Source organism: Acuticoccus kandeliae, from assembly GCF_003073115.1.
The window spans coordinates 242,946-264,507 of sequence record NZ_QBBV01000004.1; the positions used below are offsets into that span (position 1 = coordinate 242,946).

The window sequence follows — 21,562 nt, forward strand, 5'->3', positions numbered from 1 at the left end:
TCTCATTGGGACGCGCTATCGTGTGGGCGGGCCGTTCAGAGCCCGCGGGGAGGAGCAACATGCTGGAAGATTTCGAAGACACCAAGGACGCCAAGCTCAGCTCCCTAGCCGATGCCGTCCGCGAAGAGCACAGTGACGTCGGTTTCGCGACCTTCGCCGAGCTTCTTTTCCGCCACGCCGCGGCCGAGGATCTGGCGCGCTACAGCGTCGACGACCTCATGCGCCTCTCCCACGCCGCCTGGACCGCGCTCCAGCAGCGCAAGACCGGGACGCCCCGCGTCGTCGTCATGGCGCCGGAAGAGGTCGGCATCACCGAGGCCGAGAGCGGGCACACCATCTCGGTCGTGGAGGCGCTGAACGACGACAAGCCCTTCCTGTTCGGCTCGCTGAAGAATGAGCTGCACGCGCAGAATCTGGACCTCCACCTCGTCGTCCACCCGATCCTCGCGGTCGAGCGTGACCACACCGGTCGCCTCGTCGGCTTCCATGGCGAGGCGCGCGCCGGGGACGGGTATCGCCACGAGAGCTTCGTCCACGTCCATGTCGACCCGCTCGACCTGCCGGAGCAGCGCCAGGCGCTCACCGATTCGCTGATGCAGGTGCATCGCGAGGTCGACGCCGCCGTCGCCGACTGGCCGAAGATGCGCGGCCTCCTGCGCGAGGCGATCGAGCGCTACCGCCACCAGCCGCCCCCCGTCCCGCGCGACGTGCTCGACGAGGCGATCGACTTCCTGGAGACGATCGAGCAGCGCGCCTTCATCCTCACCGGCATGCGCGAGTACACGCTCGACGGCTCGCCGGACGAGGGCGAGCTCGTCGCGCCCGACAATGCCGGCCTCGGCATCCTGCGCGACCCGAACATCAAGGTGCTGCGCCGCGGCAACGAGCTCGTCACCATGACGCCCGAGGTGCGCGAGTTCCTGAAGCACGGCGAGCCGGTCTTCATCGCCAAGGCGAATGTGCAGAGCCACATCCACCGGCGGACCTATCTCGACTATGTCGGCGTCAAGCGCTTCGAATATGGCGCGCTCGCGGGCGAGTTGCGCATCGTCGGCCTCTTCACCTCGGAGGCCTACAACAAGTCGGTGCGCGAGATCCCGATGCTGCGCCGCAAGGTCAACAACGTCATCCAGAAGCTCGGCTTCGACCCGGACAGCCATTCCGGCAACGCCGTCATCAACATCCTGGAGACCTACCCGCGCGACGAGCTCTTCCAGATCGACGAGGCGCTCCTCACCCGCTTCGCGCTGGCGATCCTCCAGCTCTCCGAGCGCCCGCGCGTGCGCATCCTGCCCCGCATCGACCCGTTCGACCGCTTCGTCTCCCTCCTCATCTTCGTGCCGCGCGACCGCTTCACGACACAGGTGCGCGAGGCGATCGAGACGCTGATGGCGAAGGCCTATGACGGCCACGTCTCGGCCCGCTATCTCGCGATGCCGGAAGGGGTGCTGAACCGCCTCCACCTCATCATCGGCCGCCGCACGGGGCAGACGCCGCGCCCCGACCCGCGCGAACTGGAGGAGCGGATCTCCTCCATCATCCGCACCTGGGCCGACGAGTTGCTTCGCGCCTCGATCGCCGCGCCCAAGCTCGGCCTCGACCGCTTCAAGATCGCCGCCTGGTCCGAATCCTTCTCGGAGAGCTATCGCGGCACCTACTCGGCAGAGCGCGCCGTGCGCGACATCATGATCCTGGAGCGGATCAGCGAGGACACGCCGACCGCGATCCTCTTCTTCCGCCGCGACACGGACGAGCCGGACCATTGCTCGCTCAAGATCTACCACAAGGACGAGCCGATCCTCCTGTCGGCGCGCGTGCCGATCCTTGAGAATATGGGCTTCATCGTCGTCAACGAGCGCACCTTCCGCGTGGAGGTGCCGGGCGACAATGCCGAGGGCGTCTACATCCACGACATGACCCTCTCGGTCGCCTCCGGCGCGACGATCGACGTCGTGGCGAACGCGGAGAAGCTCCAGTCGCTCTTCATCGCCGTCTGGGAAGGGATGGCGGAGAGCGACGAGTACAACGCCCTCCTCCTCAATGCCGGGCTCGGCTGGCGCGACATCGCGATCCTGCGCGCCCTGTCGCGCTATCTGCGCCAGACCGGCATCCCCTACGGCCAGGACCTCATGGCCGAGACGTTGAACCGCTACCCGGCCATCGCGCGCGCCCTCGTCGACCTCTTCTATGCCCGCCTCGATCCGGAGCGGCACGAGGGGCTGCGCGAGGAGGCGATCGCCGCGCTCGTCGACGAGATCAACGAGCTCTGCAATGACGTGACGAGCCTCGCCGACGACACGATCGTCCACCGCTTCCAGAACCTCATCGAAGCGATCGTGCGCACCAACGTCTTCCAGACCGACGAAGACGGGATGGCGGTCGAGACCTTCGCCTTCAAGTTCGACCCGCACGCGATCATGGGCCTGCCCCGCCCGGCCCCGTTCCGCGAGATCTGGGTCTACTCGCCGCGCGTCGAGGGCGTTCACCTGCGCTTCGGCGCGGTCGCGCGCGGGGGCCTGCGCTGGTCCGACCGGCCGCAGGATTTCCGCACCGAGGTGCTCGGCCTCGTGAAGGCGCAGCAGGTGAAGAACGCGGTGATCGTGCCGGTCGGCGCGAAGGGCGGCTTCTTCCCGAAGAAGCTGCCGGACCGCTCCAACCGCGAAGGGTTCGCCGAGGAAGGGCGCGAGGCCTACAAGATCTTCGTCGACACCCTCCTCGACATCACCGACGATCTCGACGGCGACACGGTCAAGCATCCGCCCCAGGTGATCCGCCACGACGAGGACGATCCCTACCTCGTCGTCGCCGCCGACAAGGGGACGGCGACCTTCTCCGACACCGCCAACGCGATCAGCCAGGCGCACGGCTTCTGGCTCGACGACGCCTTCGCCTCGGGCGGCTCGGCCGGCTACGACCACAAGGCGATGGGCATCACCGCGCGCGGCGCGTGGGAGGCCGTGAAGCGGCACTTCCGCGAGCTTGACCACGACATCCAGAAGACGCCCTTCACCGTCATCGGCGTCGGCGACATGTCGGGCGACGTCTTCGGCAACGGGATGCTGCTCTCGCACCAGACGAAGCTCATCGCCGCGTTCGACCATCGCGACATCTTCATCGACCCGAACCCGGACGTCGAAGCGAGCTTTGCCGAGCGCGAGCGCCTCTTCGGCCTCCCCCGCTCGTCCTGGCAGGACTATGACCGCGCGGCGCTCTCGGCCGGCGGCGGCATCTACTCGCGCGCGGCGAAGTCGATCGACCTCTCGCCCGAGGCGCGCGTCGCGCTCGAGATCGGGCCGGGCCCCCTCACCCCGCAGGACGTGCTGCGCGCGATCCTGAAGGCCCCGGCGGACCTCCTCTGGTTCGGCGGCATCGGCACCTATGTGAAGGCGCCGAGCGAGACGAGCATGGACATCGGCGACCGTGCGAATGACGGCATCCGCATCGACGCCACCGAGGTGCGCGCCAAGGTCATCGGCGAGGGCGCCAATCTCGGCGTCAGCCCCAAGGGGCGCATCGCCTACGCCCTCTCGGGCGGCCGCATCAACTCCGACGCGATCGACAACTCGGCCGGCGTCAACACGTCCGACGTCGAGGTGAACATCAAGATCGCGCTCGCCGACGCGATGCGCACCGGCCGCCTCACCCGCGAGGACCGCAACGCCCTCCTCGTCACGATGACGGACGAGGTGGCCGCGCTCGTCCTGCGCAACAACTACCTCCAGACGCTCGCGATCTCCCTCTCCAAGCGCCAGAACACCGAGGCGGCGGGCTACCAGCGCCGCCTGATGGAGGTGCTGGAGCCGCGCGGGCTCGACCGTGAGATCGAGTATCTGCCGACCAACTCCCAGCTCGACGCGCGCGTCGCCAGCGGGGAAGGCCTCACCCGGCCGGAGATCGGCGTGCTCCTCGCCTACGCGAAGATCACCCTCTACGACGACATCCTCCAGTCGGACGTGCCGGATGACGAGTATCTCGGCCGCGAGATCATCCGCTACTTCCCGACCGAGATGGTGAGCGGCTACCGGGACGAGATCCAGCGCCACCGCCTGCGGCGCGAGATCATCTCCACGATGCTCGCGAACTCGATGATCAATCGCGGCGGGCCGACCTTCGTGGTGCGGATCGCGGATCAGACGGGGGCGACGGTCTCGGAAATCGCGCGGGCCTTCGCGGCGGCGCGCGACTCGTTCGACCTCCTCGCCATCAACGCGGTGGCGGACGCGCTCGACAACGAGATCCCCGGCGACACCCAGCTCGACCTCTACGCCAACGCCCGCCTCCTCCTCCTCGATGCGACGGTCTGGTTCCTCCGCAACGAGAATTTCGCGGACGGGCTCGCCTCGGTCGTGGAGCGCTTCCAGTCCGGCATCACGAAGCTGCGCGAGCATTTCGCCGAAATCCTGCCCGAGCAGGATGCGACGACCCTCGCCGCGCAGGCCCAGCGCTTCATCGATGACGGCGTGCCGGAGGAGACAGCGCTCATGTTCGCGCGCCTGCCGGTCGCCTCCGCCGCGCTCGACATCGTGGAGGTCGCCTCCTCGTGCGATGTCAGCCTTCTGGAGGCCGGCGCGGTCTGGTTCGCGGTGAACGACATCTTCAAGGTTGCCGAACTCGATCAAATCGCGCGCGATATCTCGGTGGAGGACTATTATGACGGTCTCGCCCTCGACCGGGCGCGCCGTTCCCTCGCCGACGCCCACCGCGGCCTCGCGATCGATGTCCTGCGCGACACGTTCTCGGGCAACGGGCAGGAACGGGTCGAGACATGGCTCTCTCAACAGGGCCGCTCGGTGCCGAGGATTCGCCGCGCCATCAACGATATTGTCGAGGGTGGGATGGTGACTATCAGCCGGATCGCCGTTGCTTCAGGATTGCTTACGGATCTCGCAAGTGAAGCCAAAGCAACCGGACCGAGTGCAGCTTTATAATTCATTAACAATGGTAAACTGAAATCTCTGAAAGGCTTTAACGACCTCTTCACCCACTCGCCTTACCTTAACGCTTGCGATTTGCGTGAGGGTATTGCGTCGCAATGAGCGAACACATGGCCGGGGCACGGGGCGTGTCCCGGCCCACCTTTCTTACTCAGGACATCCTCGTCGGAGATGCGCTCGACCGGCTCTCGGAGCTCGAGCCCGGTTCGGTGGACGCGGCCTTTGCCGATCCGCCCTACAATCTCCAGCTCGAGGGCAACCTGTTCCGTCCGAACCAGACTCGCGTCGACGGTGTCGACGACGCGTGGGACCAGTTCGACAGCTTCGCCGAATATGACGACTTCACGCGCCGCTGGCTCGCGCTGGTGCGGCGGGCGTTGAAGCCGAACGGCACGCTGTGGGTCATCGGCTCGTATCACAACATCTTCCGTGTCGGGACGGCCGTGCAGGATGTCGGGTTCTGGATCCTCAACGACGTCGTCTGGGTGAAGACGAACCCGATGCCGAATTTCCGCGGCCGGCGCTTCACCAACGCGCACGAGACGATGATCTGGGCCGTCGCCGACCGCAGCCGGACAGACTACACTTTCAACTACAAGTCCATGAAGGTGTTCAACGACGACCTCCAGCACCGCTCGGACTGGACGCTGCCGATCTGTTCCGGGCCGGAGCGGCTGCGCGACGCGGAGGGCACGAAGCTTCACCCGACGCAGAAGCCCGAGGCGCTGCTGAACCGCCTCCTCCTCGCCTCGACGCTTCCCGGCGACACCGTCCTCGACCCCTTCTTCGGCTCCGGCACCACCGGCGCCGTTGCCAAGCGCCTCGGACGCGGCTTCATCGGGATCGAACGGGAGGAGAGCTACGCGAAGATCGCGCGGCGGCGGATCGCGGACGTCGTCCCCTTGCGGGACGTGACGCAGATCGGCAGCGAGGGCCGGCCGAAGCGCATTCCCTTCGGCGCGCTGGTGGAGGCCGGGCACGTGAAGGTCGGCGACGAGCTGATCGGCGGCCGGGACGGGGTGCGCGCACGCGTCCACGTCGACGGCTCGATCCGCGCGGGCGACCACAAGGGCTCGATCCACAAGGTGGGCGCGGCGGTCCGCAACCAGGCCGCCTGCAACGGCTGGACCTACTGGCACATCGAGAGCGACGACGGCACGCTGGTGCCGATCGACGCCCTGCGCGAGACGCTCCGCCGCGCGATGTACGCCTGAGCGGGGCTAACCGCCCCCGCCACCCTCCCCATCGCGCGCCACCTCCAGGATGGCCGCGACGATCCCCTCATAGCCGGTGCAGCGGCACAGATTGCCGTCGAGTTCCTCGCGCACCGTCGCTGCGTCGAGCGCGGCTCCGTGGCGGGCGATGATGCCGAGCCCGGCCATGATCATCCCTGGCGTGCAGTAGCCGCACTGGAGAGCGTGGTGGCGGGAGAAGGCCGCCTGGAGGGGGTGGAGCGCCTCGGGCGTGCCGATCCCCTCGATCGTGGTGATCGCCTCGCCCGCCACCTGCGCGGCGAGCACCGTGCAGCTCTTCACCGGCCGCCCGTTCACATGCACCGTGCACGCGCCGCACTGGGACGTGTCGCACCCGACATGGGTGCCGGTGAGCCGCCGCTCCTCGCGCAACAGCTCCACGAGGAGCGTCGCGGGGTCGATCTCGGTGCGCACCGGCTCGCCGTTGATCGTGAGGGCGAGGTCGATAAGCGGCCGCGCGAGCGTCTCAGAGTCCAATGTAGCGGCTCGTCTGTTCGTGGTCGGCATCGAGCTCGGCGCTGGTGCCGGTCCACACCGTGCGCCCCTTCTCGATGATGAAATGCTTCGTCGCGAGCGGCTTCACGGCGTGGAGATTCTTGTCGATGAGGAGGATCGACTGGCCCTCGCCCTTCAGCCGCTCGATGCAGCTCCAGATCTCGGCCCGGATCAGCGGGGCGAGCCCCTCGGTCGCCTCGTCGAGGATGAGGAGGCGCGGGTTCGTCATCAGCGCGCGGCCGATGGCGAGCATCTGCTGCTCGCCGCCCGAGAGGGTACCCGCGCGCTGGTTGATGCGCTCACCGAGGCGGGGAAAGAGGTCGCAAACGCGCTTCAGCGTCCACGGCTCGGCGCGGCGCAGCCGGTTCGCCGAGGTCGCGACCAGATTTTCCCGCACCGTCAGCGTGCGGAAGACGCGCCGTCCCTCCGGCACGAGGCCGACGCCGAGCCGGGCGACGCGCTCGGGCGAGGCGCGGCTGATGTCCTCCTCGTCGAGGCGGATGGTGCCGGCGGTCGGGCGGATGAGGCCCATGATGGAGCGCACCGTCGTCGTCTTGCCCATCCCGTTGCGCCCCATGAGCGTGACGAGCTGGCCGTCGGCGACGGTGAGGTTGATGTCGAAGAGGACGCGGCTCTTGCCGTATCCGGCCTCGAGGCCGGTGACGATCAGCATCAGGCCTCCTCCTCGCCGAGATAGGCGCGCCGCACTTCGGGATCCGCGCGGATCTCGTCCACGGTCCCGTGCGCGATGATCCGGCCGTAGACGAGGACCGAGATGCGGTCGGCGAGATTGAAGACGGCGTCCATGTCGTGCTCGACGAGGAGGATGCCGTGCGTCTGGCGCAGCGTCGCGAGGGTCGCGATCATCTCCTGGCTTTCGCTGGCGCCGAGGCCGGCCATCGGCTCGTCGAGGAGGAGGAGGCGCGGCCGCGTCGCGCGCGCGACGACGAGCTCCAGCTGCTTGCGCTCCCCGTGCGAGAGGTCGGAGACGAGGATCCCGCCGCGATCGGCAAGGCCCGTCCCGTCGAGGAAGGTCGCGGCCTCGGCCGCGAGATCCCGCCGCCCGCGCGGCGAATCCCAGATGCGATAGGTGCGGTGGCGGCGGACCTGGACGGCGACACTCACGTTTTCGAGGACGCTCATGTCGTTGAGCAGCGAGGGCACCTGGAAGGCGCGGGCGAGGCCCAGCATCGCGCGCCGGGGGGCCGGCAGCGTGCTGATGTCGGCCCCGTCGAGGAGGATGCGCCCCTCGTCCTGCCGCATCTCCCCGCAGATCTGGTTGATGAGGGTGGACTTCCCCGCCCCGTTCGGGCCGATCAGCGCGTGGATCTCGCCCTCGCCGAGGTCGAAATCCACGTGGTCCGTCGCGGTGAGGCCGCCGAAGCGCTTCACCAGCCCCTCGATCTTGAGGATCGGCGCGCTCATGGGCGCGGCCCCCGCACGAGGTTGATGAGCGCCATCAACCCGCCGCGCGCCTGGAGCACGATCACGAGAAGGGCAAGGCCGATGATGAGCGGCCAGTTCTCGGTGAGCGAGGTCAGCGTGTCCTCCAGGAGGAGGAGCACGCCCGCCCCCAGGAACGGCCCCAGCACCGTGCCGACGCCGCCGAGGATCACCATGATCATCAGGTGGCCGGACGTGTTCCAGGACAGCATGTCCGGGCTCGTGAAGCGCATCACATTGGCGAGCATCGCCCCCGCGAGCCCCGTGCCGATCCCCGACAGGATGAAGGCGATGAGGCGGTAGCGGTAGGCCATGATGCCGAGCGCGGCCATGCGGCGCTCGTTCTGGCGCAGCCCGCTCACGATCGTGCCGAAGGAGGACATGGTGAGGCGGCGATAGATCAGGAAGAAGATCGCCGTGACGCCAAGCGTCACGTAATAGAGCGTCGCCCGGTCGCGCATGTTGAGGCCGAAGAGCTCGTTCGTGCGGCGAATGATGAGCCCGTCCTCCCCGCCATAGGCCGAGAGGCCGGAGAAGAAGAAGAACAGCATCTGCGCGAAGGCGAGCGTGATCATGATGAACTGCACGCCGCCGGTGCGCAGCGAGAGCGCGCCGATCGCGGCGGCGGCAAGACCGGCGACCAGCATCGCGACCGGCAGCGTGACGAGGAGCTGGTTCGTCCCCGGAATGAAGCCGAAGAGCAGCGTCTCGTCCGAATAGGCCGTGTAGAGGATGCCGACCACATAGCCGCCGAGCCCGAAGAAGGCCGCGTGGCCGAAGCTGATGAGCCCGCCATAGCCGAGCGCGAAATTGAGGCTCGCGGCGGCCATCCCGTAGATCAGGATGCGCGTCGCCATCGAGATCCAGGCGGTGTTGCCGGCATATTCGGCGATGAGCGGCAGCGCGACGAGGGCGAGGAGGCCGAGAAGGAGGGCGAGAAGCCGGGTGGCGGCGAGACGGTCCATGATCAGTGCGCCGCCGGGAAGAGGCCCTGGGGCCGGATAAGAAGGACGATGGCCATCAGGAGATAGATGCCCATGGCGGCGATGCCCGCGCCGAGGGCGTCCGCGTCCGGTCCCTCCATGAAGACGCGCAGGATGCCGGGCAGGAACGCCCGCAGGCACGTGTCGAGCACGCCGAGGATGACACCCGCGACGAGCGCCCCGCGGATCGAGCCGACCCCGCCGATGACGACGACCACGAAGGTGGTGAGAAGGATCTGCTCGCCCATCCCGACCTGCACGGCGAAGATCGGCCCGGCGAGATAGCCCGCGAGCCCCGCGAGGAGCGCCCCGAAGGCGAAGATCACCGTGTAGAGGAGCCGCACGTTGACGCCGAGCGCGCGCACCATCTCGCGGTCCGTCGCCCCGGCGCGCACCAGCATCCCGATCCGCGTCTTGGTGATGAGGAGATAGAGGAGCGCCGCAACGCCGAGCCCCGCCGCGATGATGATGAGGCGATAGGGCGGATATTGCAGCCCCGGCAGGAGCTGGATGGAGTCCTGCAGCCCCTCAGGCATCGCCACGAAGAAGGGTTGGCGGCCGAAGATGATGACGACGAGCTGGTTGAAGATGAGGATCAGCGCGAAGGTCGCGAGCACCTGGTCGAGGTGGTCGCGGTCATAGAGGCGGCGCACCACGATGGCCTCGATCAGCACCCCCGCGACCGCCGCCGCGAGGAGGCCGGCCGGCAGCCCCAGCCAGAAGGATCCCGTCTGCTGGGCGGTCCACGTCCCCGCATAGGCGCCGATCATGTAGAGCGAGCCGTGCGCGAGGTTGATGACCTGCATGATGCCGAAGATCAGCGTCAGCCCGGCGGCGAGCAGGAACAGCATCACGCCATACTGCACGCCGTTGAGGATCTGTTCGAAGATGAGGAGCACGTGGTCCGATCTCTCTCGAGGGGGCCGCAGGTTGCGGAGCGGCCGAGGGGCCGCTCCGCGTGTCGATTACATCTTGCAGTCTTGGACGTAGACGTCGCTGACGGCCTCGGCGACCTTGGCGTCGGTGCGCAGCTTCGGGCCGTTCTCACCCGCGACGACGGTCATCGCGTACCAGTCCTGGATCGGGTGCTGGTTGGTGTCGAAGGCGAAGCTGCCGCGCACGCTCTCGAAGTTCGCGGCGCGCGCGCCCTCGCGGAAGGTGTCGGCATCCTCCATGTCGCCACCATTGGCCTCGAGGCCCGAGCCGATCACGTGCGCCGTGTCGTAGCCCTGGCTCGCGTAGGTGGTGATCGGACGATCGCCGTACTTCTCGCGCCATGCAGCGACGAAGGCCTTGCTCGCCTCGTTGTCGAAGTCCTCGTTCCAGTGGGAGCCGACCTGCAGGCCGACGGCGGCGTCGCCGACCGCCTTCAGGATGACGGCATCACCCGTCGGCTCGCCGAGGACGAGCGGGATCTCGCCGAGGAGACCGGCCTGCTGGTACTGGCGCAGGAAGGCGATGCCGGCGCCGCCGGGGAAGAACTGGTAGACGACCTCGGGGTTCGCCGCGCGGATCTGGGCGAGCTCGGCCGAGAACTCGTTCTGCTCGATCGGGGTGTAGATCTCGCCGACGACCTCGCCGGAGAAGCGCCGCTTGAAGCCAGTGAGCGCGTCCTTGCCGGCCTGGTAGTTGGCGGCGAGGAGGAAGGCGGTCTTGTAGCCTGCATTCTCGGCGACGTAGCCGGCCGCCTCGTGCAGCGCGTCGTTCTGCCAGGCGACGGAGAAGTAGTTCGGGTTGCACTCCGCGCCGGCGAGGTTCGAGGGGGACGCGTTCGGGCTGATATAGAAGGCGCCCGCATCGACGACATCCGGAATCACCGCGTTGGCGATGTTGGAGAAGATGATGCCGGTCATGATCTTGATGTCGTCGTCGAAGACCATGCGCTCGGCGATCTGACGGGCCTGACCGGGGTTGCGGTTGTCGTCCTCGACGACGACCTCCACCGGAACGCCGCCGAGCTTGCCGCCGCCGAGCTCGACGGCGAGGTTGAAGCCGTCACGCACGTCCTGGCCGAGATAACCGGCGGGACCGGCGAGCGTCGTGATCATGCCGATCTTGACCGGGTCCTGCGCCATGGCCGCCGGCGCGGCGAACACCGTCGCGAGCAGGCCGGCGAGGAGAATTGAGCTGCGTTTCATCAATGCGTCCCTTGCTTGTTCGTCTTGTGCTTATCGTGCAGTGCGGGGCGGCGCCGCCGGACCTCGGTCCCGCGAGAGCGGTCGAGACATCAGAGGACGACCCAGCCGGCCGGCGGGGCCTTGCCCGGATGGATCGCGCCGCACTCGGGGCAGGTGCGGGCGGCCTCGTCCTCGTAGAAGGCTTTGTAGAGCGGCGGCAGGTCCCGCACGATGCTCTTCAGCGAAACCTCGACGCGGTGGACGAGGGCGCTGCACTCGAAACAATACCACTCGAACGCGTCGAGCTGGTCGGGTTGGCGCTTCGGCTCGATCACGAGGCCGATCGAGCCCTCCTGCGGGCGCTGCGGCGAGTGGCGCACGTGCGGCGGCAGAAGGAAGATCTCCCCCTCCCGGATCGGCACGTCGTAGAACGCGCCGTCATCGACCACCTTGAGAACCATGTCGCCCTTCAGCTGGTAGAAGAACTCCTCGACCGGGTCGTCATGATAGTCGGTCCGCGAGTTGGGTCCACCGACCACCGTCACCATCATGTCGGCGTCCTCCCAGATCTGCTGGTTGCCGACCGGCGGCTTCAGGAGGTGGGCGTGCTCGTCGATCCAGGCCTTGAAGTTGAACGCGTTCAGTCGCCCCGTTTTCATGACTTCATCCTCGTGTTGGGGACGAGACTGGCGCGGGTTGCGCCAGCGCGTCCAGGGGGTCGAGCGCCAATCATGGTGAAATGGTGTCCCGCCGGGCGAGAATTCTCCAGAGGGTCTCACGCATGATGGGCAGCGAAAGGTCGTCCTCGGTGCCGAGGGCGTCGTGGATCGCGTTGAGGAGCGCGGGCGGGATCGCGACGCACCCCGCCTCGCCGACGCCCTTGGCCCCCAGCGGGTTGGTGGCGGCCGGCGTCTCCAGCTTGGCGATGGTGATGGGCGGCACGTCGCCCGCGCGCGGGATCGCGTAGTCCATGAAGGAGCCGGTGAGGAGCTCGCCCTCCCCGTCATAGATTATGCGCTCCATGAAGACGGTGCCGACGGCCTGCGCCATGCCGCCGACGAGCTGGCCGCGCGCGAGCGTCGGGTTCACGATGCGGCCGGCATCGTCGATCCAGACGAGATCGTCGATCCGCGCCTCGCCCGTCTCCGGGTCGATGACGACGAGCGCCATCGCCGCCCCGCTCGCCCAGGTCTCGCCGGGCGTCGTGTAGCGCTCTGTGACGCTGAGGCCGGGGCCGGTCCCCTCCCCCGCCACCGTCGCGGCGAAGGCGTCCCAGGCAAGGCTCGCGCCGCCGGGCGCGGCCAATCCCGCCTCGGAGAGGGTGATCTCCTCCGCCGCGCATTGCATCAGCTTCGCCGCCGCCTCGCCGATCGCGGCGCGCATCGCCTCGGCGGCGCGCAGCATGGCGCTGCCGCCGATGGCCGTCGACCGGCTCGCGAGCGCCCCCGTCCCCTCCGGCACACGCGCCGTGTCCCCGCTCGCGACATCGACCCGGCCGGGGTCGATAGCGAGCACGTCAGCGACGATCTGGGCCATCGTCGTCTCGCGCCCCTGGCCTTGCGTGCTCGCCCCGGTCGCCGCCATGAAGCGCCCATCGCGCGACAGGCTGAGATAGGCCGTCTCCCATCCCGCCCCGCACGGCTCGATATAGAGGGCGTGGCCGACGCCCGCCGCCTCGCCCTTCGCGCGCCAGGCGTCGCGCCGCGCGGTGAGCTGGCGTTCGGCAGAGAGCGCCTCGGCCTTGTCGAGAAGGGCGGCGAAATCGGCGCTGTCATAGGTCTCGCCGGTCGCGCTCCGGTAGGGGAAGGCGGCGGCCGGGATGAGGTTGCGCCGGCGGATCTCGAACGGGTCGATCGCCAACGCACGCGCGGCTTTTGCGACGAGGCGCTCCATCAGGATCGCCGCCTCCGGCCGCCCCGCCCCGCGATAGATGCCGACGGGGGCGATGGTCTCCCCTGCCCCCGAAAGGGCGATGCGCACCGAGGAAATCGCGTAGGGGCCGGGCAGGACGCGCGCCGCGTTCCGGCCCGAGGCGAGCGCACTATAGGGGGTGCGGCTGCCGAGCGTGAAGTCGAGATCGCCGCGAAGGCCGGTGATGCGCCCCTCCGCGTCGAGGGCAATCTCGGCGCGGGTGCGCCCGCCGCGCCCGAGCGTTGCGGCGAGCATGTCCTCCGCCCGCGAGCCCGACCACTTGACCGGCGCGCCGACGAGCCGCGCCGCCGCCACCACGGCGAGGTCCTCCGGAAAGATCGAAGCCTTGCCGCCGAACGCACCACCGACATCGGGCGCGATCACGCGCACGGCGTCGGGCGGGATCGCGAAGATCGCGGCGATGTCGGCCCGCGCCCGGTTGGGGGTCTGCGTCGAGAGCCAGACGGTGAGGCGGCCGTCCGTCCAGTCGGCGAGCGCGGCGCGCGGCTCCATCGGAGCGGGTGCGACGAGGGCATGGTCGACCGAGGCCGACACCACGAGGTGCGCGGCCGCGAATGCCGCCGCCGCGTCCCCCGCCTCCCACAGATGGCCGATCCGGCCACCGGGCGGGATCTCAGGCGCATCCTCGTCGAAGACCACCGCCACCGCGTCGGCCGCATCGCGTGCCGTGCGTCGCGTGGTCGCGACGATCGCGGCGATCGGCTGACCGACATGGTGGACCGCGCGGGTGGCGAGGATCGGGCCGGGATTCGCCTCGAAATCCGGCAGGAGGCGGTTGACGGCGGCGACACCGAACGTCTCGATCGCCTCCCCGGTGAGGACCGCGCACACGCCCGGCATCGCGCGGGCCGCCTCGGTGTCGATCGTGCGGATGACGCCGCGCGCGACGGGGCTGCGTGCGAATTCCAGGAAGAGGCAGCCTTCGGGCCGCAGGTCGTCGACGAACTGGCCGCGCCCGCAGACGAGGCGGGTGTCCTCACGCCGCGCGAGCGGGGCGCCGATCCAACCGTGCGAGCGCGTCTCTGCCGTCAAGCGCCGGGCCCCTCTTGCGAACGGAAGCGCCGAGTAGAGCAGAGCTTTTTGATATGATAATCACCGATTGCGATATAAATTAAGAGGCACACCCTATTAATGACGTTGCGCAATATCAGCATCCGCCAGCTGGAAGCCTTCATGGCGGTGATGGAGACGGGCAACTTCACCCGCGCGGCCGAGCGCTGCGGGATCACCCAGCCGAGCCTCTCCCAGGCGATCCGCGAGCTCGAGGCCGAGCTCGGCCTGCCGCTCTTCAACCGCACCACGCGCCGTGTCGAGCCGACCGCCGCCGGGGTCGAGTTCGCCGAGGATGCCGCGAAGATCCTCGACGACCTGGAGCGCTCCGTCGCGAGCGTGCGCGACCTTGCCCTCCTGAAGCGCGGGCGGGTGCGGGTCGCGCTCCCGCCGCTCCTCGCCGCGTCCGTGCTGCCGGAGATCGTCGCCCGCTTCCAGCGCGACCATCCGGGGCTGACGGTGGACATCGCCGATGTCGGGACCGACCAGATCCTCGACCATGTGCGCCACGGGCGGGCCGATATCGGGATCGGCACCTTCGCGCCGGGCGAGGACGGGATCGCGAGCACGCACATCATGCGCGATCACCTCGTGCTCCTCTATCCGGCGGCGGGGCCGCTCGCGGGCATCACCTCCCTCCCATGGCAGGCGCTCGCCGAGCACCCGCTGATCGCGCTGCGCCGTGAGAGCGGCATCCGCCGCCTCGTCGAGGCCGGCCACGAGGAGGCGCGCATCCCCTTCCGCCCCGCCTTCGAGGTGCACCAGATCCTGAGCGCGATCGCGATGGTGGAGGCGGGGCTCGGCGTCGCCGTCCTGCCGACCTACGCGCTCCTGTCGGCCCGCGCCCGCACCGTCGGCAGCGCGGCTTTGATCGAGCCCGAGATCAGCCGCGAGGTGGTGCAGATCACCGCCGCCGGCCGCACCCTCACCCCCGCCGCCCACGCCTTCGCGGACCTGGTGCGCACGGTGCTGCGCCGCTCGACGCGGGGTGGCGGGACGGTGGGGCGCGCGGCTGGTGCGGGGACGGAGGGGTGGCGGGGAGACTAGAGGCGGCGTTGTGCGCTCGAGCGGGTGGAGGTCGGCCCCGGTGTCGCGCTCCTCTCGGAGCACACGATCCTCTCGGCCCGCCCATCTGCCGGCAGCCATGCGCTGATCCGGACCGGGACAAGCCGCGAGCTGGTGGCGATCCCGGAGGCTGACCGCCACTCACCCCCGCTGCCCACGCCTTCGCCGAGCTCGTCCGCGCGGTGCTCGGCCGCTCGACACAGAGTGGCGCGGGAATGCGGAACGAGCTGCGCGTTGCCGGCGCGGAAGCGGAAGGGACTTGAGAGTAGGGTGGCGTCGTGGGCAACCGCAATGGGAGGTCGGACCCGGCGTCGCGGCGTCCCCGGACTCCTCGCTCCTCTTGGCCCCCGCCCGTTCCCCGGTCGGTAGCGCGGCGCTGATCCGGCCCGAGGTCAGCCAAGGATGCGCAAATTGCAGCCGCCTGCCGCATCACCTCCCGTCGTCCATGCCTTCGCGGATCTCGTGCGTCCGGTGCCGTCGCTCGACGCGGGGTGGCGGCGCGGTGGAAAGCGAGGCGCGTGTGGCTGGCGCGAGGGCGGATGGGTGGCGGGAAGATTGGAGGCGGCGTTCTGCGCTCGAGAGGGTGGAGGCGGGCCCTGGCGTCGTGGTTTTCCAGGTCGTGCTCCCTTCGGCCCCCGCGCCTTTCCGCTGGCAACGATGCGCTGATCCGCACCGAGACAAACTGCGAGCCAACAAGGTCCCGGCGGCCGACCGCCCTCACCCCTGCGGCCCATCGCGTCGCTGGGTCCGTCCGCGCGGTGCTGCGCCTCTCAACGCAGGTTGGCGCGGGGAATTGGGAACGAGCTGGGCGTTGCCGGCGCAAAGTCGGAAGGGTCCGGGAAGTCGGGCAGTGCCGTGGCGATGGTGGAGGTCGGCTCCGGCGTCGCCGTTTTTCTCGGACGATGCGCTCCTCTCGGCCCGCGCCCGTCTCCGGTTGGTCGCGCTGCGCTGATCAGGTCCGAGATCGGCCGCAAACTGGCGCAGGTCACGGCGGCCGGCCGCCCCGTTGCCCCCGCCTCAGCGGACCTCGTCCGCGCAGTTCTGCGCCGTTCGACACGGGATGGAATTGTGCGCGGGAAAGACTCAGAGGGACTTGGCAAGCGCTGAGACGGATGGGGCGCCGAGGGGCAAGGGTGGCACGGTGCACCGCCGAGATGGTGGCCGCCTCGGCGTCGTCGGTGTCACGGAATACTCTATCATCTTGGCCCGCGCCCATCTGTTGGCAGCCATGCGCTGATCCGGGCCAAAGACGGCCGCGACGTCGTGCGGATCAGCGTTGCAGGCCGCGCTTACGGCGCCGAACTCTGGAGCCTTATTCCCATACGACCATCCCCTCGACGCATCAGGTCGGCAACACGCCGCGTCTCTCTAGGTCCACGGCGGCACTCTCACACAGTGAGGTCTCGCTTCACCCTGGCCCGCACCGACCGAGGTCTGTAGATCCGCTCACCCGAGCGCTCGCCCGGCCGAGCGCCGCAACACGACGCCTTTCCCCCGCGACGCCGCTCGTCCGCCAGCGTGCCGCGCGCGGTCTCCCCGCCCCTACTCCAGCGCCCGCCCTGCGGGCTGGGGGGTGGCGGCGGGGCGGCCTCGGACGGTGTGGGTCATCGTGCGCAGGAGGCGGCCGGCGTCGGTAAGGATCGTGGTCCAGGACTCGGTGGCCTCGCGCACGTCCGGGGCGGCGGCGAGGGTCGTGAGGGCCGTGGCGAGGTGGGGCCAGGAGGCCGCCGGGTCGCATGTCGCGCGCAGGGAGCGGGCGATGGTGGTGCGGGTCGCCTCGTTGGTCTCCAGCGTTGCGAGGATGCCTGTGGTGAGGGCGGCACGGTCGCCGAAGGGGGCGAGGCAGCCGCCTTTATGGGCGGTGACGAGCTCCCGCGTGGCGGTGTCGATATCCCACGCGGCGACGCTCGCGCCCATGCCGAGCGCATCCATCGCGGCAAGGCCCGGCCCGTCCGCCCGGTCGAGGGCGAGGAGCGTCTTCGAGGCGGCGAGCGCGTTGAGGACGCTCGCCCGGTCGGCCGGACCGCGCAGGACGATCCGGTCCCGCCCGTCGAGCGCGGTGATCGCCGCGCGCACCGGCGGGGCGACATTGCCGAACCAGTGGATGCGGCCGCGGAAGCCCGCGCGGGAGAGGTGCGGCCAGAGGGCGAGAAGCTCGAGCGCACCCTTCATCACATTGTCGCCGCCGAGGAAGACGAGATCGTCCCCCCGCTGGGTGTGGCTGAGCACGTCGACCGGGTGGGGGAAGCCGAGTCCGGGGCGCGCGAGGATGAGGCGCGCCGGATCGGTGAAGGCGGGCGCGAGGCGGCAGGCAAGCCCCTCGGACGTCGCGATCACACCGTCGAGGCAGGGGGCGAGGCGGACCGTCGCCGCGAAGGCGCGGGAGGTCGCCTCGCGCACCAGCGAGAGGACGCGGAGGCGGGCGGGAAGGCGCGCGATCGCACCCTCCAACTCGTCGATCCCGGCGAGAATCAGGACGTCCTGCGGAGTCTGCTTCAGCCAGTCGAGGAATTGGCGCTGGCGCTCGCTCGCGCCGTGGCGGCCCGGGAGCGCGGCGATCGGGACGGTGTCGCCCGCGGGTCCATGTGTGGCGGACTGATGGGTGGCTGGCCCGTGGATGGCGGACGGCTCCGCCGGTGCGGCGTGGAGGAGGAGGATGCGCGCATCGACCCCATTCTCCCGCGCCGCGCCGCATTGGGCGAGGGCGAGCGGCAGGTCAGCGGCGGCGCTGTCGGCGAGGACCCAGAGGAGGCGGACGGGTTCTGTCGGCATGGCGCTTCACCAGACTTCCAAGGGGCGATGTCCAGATGGAACGGCGAGGAGAGGTCCGCCGTTCCCGCGATCTTTGTGTTGATACCACACTTCCGCGCGTCAACAACTCAAAATTGCGCATCCCTGCTATTCCGTCCACAGCCCAGGATGTCGCGGGAGCCCGGCAGGGTCGGCGGCAGGATATTGCAAAGATGCGATATTCTGCACGACCAGCAACATAAATGATGTTGCGAGATTGTAAGATTTATTCGTCGGACGATTCGTGTAGAACCGAAAAAAGCCCACGGCGCGCGCTGATATTTCGCGCTTTCGATCAATTAACGAACCTTTGAATTGGGCATGAATGAGAAATTACGCGTCAAAAAATTGTTTCCTGCATCGAAGTCTTGTGCTTTATCGAATTCGTTCCGAGTCAGCAGGTCACAGATATGTTCGACGCGACGTACACTCAAATCAATAGCTGGACCTCAGGCTTTCAAGGAGAGTTTAAGCTAACAAATACAGGGAACGGCCCGGAACGGGGCTGGCAACTGTCGTTTAGTACTCCCGTGAACATCACACAGATTTGGGGCGCAAAGATCGTCTCCCATGTCGGCGATGTTTACGTGGTCGAGAATTTATCTTGGAACCGTACGCTTGCACCGGGGCAACAGGCGACCATCGGTTTCATCGCCAATCCCAGTGGTCCGACCGCTGTCTTTACCGACATCATGGTCAACGGCGAACCCGTCGGCGATCCGGGTGATCCGGCCTTGCCGATCCTCTCGATCGCCGACGCCGTCGTGAACGAGAAGGACGGGCACGCGAGCGTCACCGTCAGCCTCGACACCGCGTCCGACGCGCCGGTCACCGTCAGCGTCGCGACCGTCACGGGGAGCGCCACCAGCGCCGACTTCACGGCCGTCAACACGACCGTCACCTTCGCGCCCGGCGAGACGAGCGCCACCGTACACATCCCTGTGACCGACGACGAACTCGTTGAGGAAAACGAAATATTCCGCGTCCGCCTCTCAGGCGCGGATGGCGCCACGATCGGCGATGCGGAAGCGACGATCACCATCGTCAGCGACGATCTCCCCCCGCCCCCCACCATCTCGATCGGCGCCGCGCTCGGCATCGAGGAAGGCGACCCGACCGTCGGCGCCGCGGCCGGATGGTTCTCGACGCAAGGGTCCGACATCGTCGACAGCGCCGGCAATGTCGTGAAGCTCACCGGCGTCAACTGGTTCGGCGGCGAGACGGTGCGGATGGGGCCCGACGGGCTCTTCACCCGCAACTACAAGGACATGATGGATCAGATGGCCGATCTCGGCTTCAACACGATCCGCCTGCCCTTTTCCAACGACGCGCTGCGCGACGGCGCGATGCCGAACGACATCAACTATTCGATCAACCCCGAACTCCAGGGCCTGACCTCGCTCGAGGTGATCGACGCCGTCGTCGAGTATGCCGGCGAGATCGGCCTGCGCATCATCCTCGACAATCACCGCAACGCCGCGGGCGACGGCGCGTCGAGCAACGGCTACTGGTACGGCGAGGGCTACACCCACGAGGAGTGGGTCGCCGACTGGGAGATGCTCGCCGAGCGCTACAAGGACAACCCGACCGTCGTCGGCTTCGACCTCTCCAACGAGCCGCACGCGGCCGAGTGGGGCTCGGGCAACCCGGCGACCGACTGGCGCCTCGCCGCCGAGGACGCGATCGACGCGATCCACGCCATCAACCCGAACGTCCTCGTCCTCGTGGAAGGCACGGGCCAGAGCTACTGGTGGGGCGGCGACCTCAGCAAGGTCGGCGAATATCCGATCCGCCTCGAGCACACGGACAAGCTCGTCTACTCCCCGCACGCCTACCCGAACTCGATCTACAACCAGCCCTGGTTCTCCGACCCCGAATACCCGGACAATCTCACGGACAAGTGGGATTCGGTCTGGGGTTACATCGCACAGCAAGATATCGCCCCGGTCCTCGTCGGCGAATTCGGCTCGAAGCTCGAAGACGCCAAGGACATCCTGTGGATGAACGAGTTCATCCCCTACCTCCAGGAGAACAATCTCAGCTGGACCTTCTGGGCGTGGAACCCGAACTCGGGCGACACCGGCGGCATCCTCGCGAGCGACTGGTCGACGGTGCTGCAGAACAAGGTTGACCTGCTGACGCCGGCGCTGGGGGGCGACCTGTCGGGCACAGGCACCGGCGAGCCGGACCCCGCCTGGGAGATCATGGTCGACATCACCCTCTCCGCCCCCGCAGGCGAGACGGTGAGCGTCGCCTGGGAAACCGAGGACGGGACCGCCATCGCCGGCACCGACTATGAGGCGGCGAGCGGCTTCGTGACCTTCGCGCCGGGCCAGACCACGAAGACGGTGGCGATCACCATCCTCGCCGACACGCTGGAAGAGGCGCTGGAGAAGACCTTCGCGGTCAATCTCAGCGACGCCTCGGGCGGCGTTCTCGGCAACCAGACGATGATCGTTACCATCACGGACGACGATCAGGGCGCGCCGCCGGTCGTCCCCGCCGCCTCGATCGCCGACGCGACGGTCTCCGAGGGCGACGGATCGGTCTTCGTGACCGTCTCGCTCGACACCGCCCCCACCGAGGCCGTCAGCGTGGACGTCGCGGTCGCGGGAGGCAGCGCGGGCGCGGGCGACTACACGATCCCGAACGGCACGCTCGTCTTCGCCGCCGGCGAGACGCAGGCGCTCCTCGAGATCATCCTCAACGACGACGACATCGTGGAGAGCAGCGAGACGATCGCCCTCGCCCTCTCCTCACCCGATGTCGACATCGCCGACGGCAGCGCCACGGTCACGATCCTCGACAACGACATCGCCCCCGTCGTGCCCACGGTCTCGATCGCGGATCTCTCGGTCTACGAGGATGTCGGCACGGCGAACGTGGTCCTTAGCCTCGACGAGGCCGCGACCAGCGACATCACGGTCGTCGTCGCAACGAACGGCGGCACGGCGAGCGGGGCTGACTATTCGATCCCCGAGACGAGCGTCCACTTCGCCGCCGGCGAGACCCAGGCGACGCTTGCGATCGAGATCTCGGACGACACGCTCGACGAGGCGGACGAGACCATCGCGCTCAGGATCCTGTCGGCCGACGGCGCGGTGATCGGCGACGCGAACGCGACCGTCACCATCCGCGACGACGACGCCCCTTCGGGCGACGGGCCGGACTTCAACGGCGACGGGATTTACCCGGAGTTCACGCTGCGCGAGCAGTGGTCGACCGGCTACACGATCGACTCCTATGTGGTGAACGACAGCGCGAGCCGAATCACCAGCGGCTGGTCGGTGGAGGTCACGACCGACGGGACCATCGCCAACATCTGGAACGCGCGCATCATCAGCCAGACGGGCGACACGTATCTGATCGGCAATGTCAGCTACAACGCGACGGTGAACGCCGGGTCTGAGACCGCCTGGGGCTTCCGCGTCGACGGCGCCTATCACGGGGTGGAGTTCGGCGACATTCTTCTCTGAGGCGCCGCCCTCCGCCCGTCCGCC

Annotated in this window: 13 protein-coding genes; 4 read left to right on the top strand and 9 right to left on the bottom strand. The window is 68.5% G+C overall.

Features of this window, described 5'->3' with window-relative positions:
- The first annotated feature begins 59 nt into the window (after positions 1–59).
- On the top strand, positions 60–4,928 hold the full coding sequence (locus DBV35_RS24370) for an NAD-glutamate dehydrogenase (protein WP_108663001.1): 4,869 nt from the start codon (positions 60–62) through the stop codon (positions 4,926–4,928).
- A 104-nt stretch (positions 4,929–5,032) separates the two neighbouring features.
- Positions 5,033–6,148, top strand: coding sequence for a site-specific DNA-methyltransferase (locus tag DBV35_RS24375; protein ID WP_108663002.1), 1,116 nt, complete (start codon positions 5,033–5,035; stop codon positions 6,146–6,148).
- 6 nt (positions 6,149–6,154) lie between these two features.
- Here DBV35_RS24375 and DBV35_RS24380 read toward each other — a convergent pair whose 3' ends face one another.
- The 8 genes from DBV35_RS24380 to DBV35_RS24415 all read right to left on the bottom strand — a co-directional run bounded on the left by DBV35_RS24380 (position 6,155) and on the right by DBV35_RS24415 (position 14,189).
- Positions 6,155–6,664: a (2Fe-2S)-binding protein gene (locus DBV35_RS24380; RefSeq protein ID WP_245944074.1), complete on the bottom strand. Its 510-nt coding sequence runs from the start codon at positions 6,662–6,664 to the stop codon at positions 6,155–6,157.
- Entirely contained in the window at positions 6,654–7,355 is a 702-nt protein-coding gene (locus DBV35_RS24385; RefSeq protein ID WP_108663004.1) for an ABC transporter ATP-binding protein, read from the bottom strand. The genes DBV35_RS24380 and DBV35_RS24385 overlap by 11 nt, the downstream gene beginning before the upstream one ends.
- Positions 7,355–8,107: an ABC transporter ATP-binding protein gene (locus DBV35_RS24390; RefSeq protein ID WP_108663005.1), complete on the bottom strand. Its 753-nt coding sequence runs from the start codon at positions 8,105–8,107 to the stop codon at positions 7,355–7,357. Before DBV35_RS24390 ends, DBV35_RS24385 begins: the two co-directional genes overlap by 1 nt.
- Entirely contained in the window at positions 8,104–9,090 is a 987-nt protein-coding gene (locus DBV35_RS24395; RefSeq protein ID WP_108663006.1) for a branched-chain amino acid ABC transporter permease, read from the bottom strand. Before DBV35_RS24395 ends, DBV35_RS24390 begins: the two co-directional genes overlap by 4 nt.
- Positions 9,091–9,092: 2 nt before the next feature.
- Entirely contained in the window at positions 9,093–10,007 is a 915-nt protein-coding gene (locus DBV35_RS24400) for a branched-chain amino acid ABC transporter permease (RefSeq protein ID WP_108663007.1), read from the bottom strand.
- A 66-nt stretch (positions 10,008–10,073) separates the two neighbouring features.
- On the bottom strand, positions 10,074–11,246 hold the full coding sequence (locus DBV35_RS24405; protein WP_108663008.1) for an ABC transporter substrate-binding protein: 1,173 nt from the start codon (positions 11,244–11,246) through the stop codon (positions 10,074–10,076).
- 89 nt (positions 11,247–11,335) lie between these two features.
- Entirely contained in the window at positions 11,336–11,884 is a 549-nt protein-coding gene (locus DBV35_RS24410; RefSeq protein ID WP_108663009.1) for a 3-hydroxyanthranilate 3,4-dioxygenase, read from the bottom strand.
- A gap of 70 nt (positions 11,885–11,954) precedes the next feature.
- A complete protein-coding gene (locus DBV35_RS24415; RefSeq protein WP_108663010.1) occupies positions 11,955–14,189 on the bottom strand; it encodes a xanthine dehydrogenase family protein molybdopterin-binding subunit in 2,235 nt (744 codons plus the stop codon).
- Between the two features lie 99 nt (positions 14,190–14,288).
- On the opposite strand from DBV35_RS24415, the gene DBV35_RS24420 reads away from it, so the two are divergent.
- Positions 14,289–15,254, top strand: a complete 966-nt coding sequence (locus tag DBV35_RS24420; protein WP_108663011.1) for a LysR family transcriptional regulator — start codon at positions 14,289–14,291, stop codon at positions 15,252–15,254.
- A 1,560-nt stretch (positions 15,255–16,814) separates the two neighbouring features.
- Here DBV35_RS24420 and DBV35_RS24425 read toward each other — a convergent pair.
- Positions 16,815–18,044 (bottom strand): glycosyltransferase, encoded by a 1,230-nt coding sequence (locus DBV35_RS24425; protein ID WP_108663012.1) that lies wholly within the window; start codon positions 18,042–18,044, stop codon positions 16,815–16,817.
- Positions 18,045–18,472: 428 nt separating this feature from the next.
- Between DBV35_RS24425 and DBV35_RS24430 the strand changes: the two genes are divergently transcribed.
- Complete coding sequence (locus tag DBV35_RS24430; RefSeq protein WP_108663013.1) at positions 18,473–21,538, top strand: Calx-beta domain-containing protein; 3,066 nt, start codon at positions 18,473–18,475, stop codon at positions 21,536–21,538.
- Positions 21,539–21,562 lie beyond the last annotated feature (24 nt).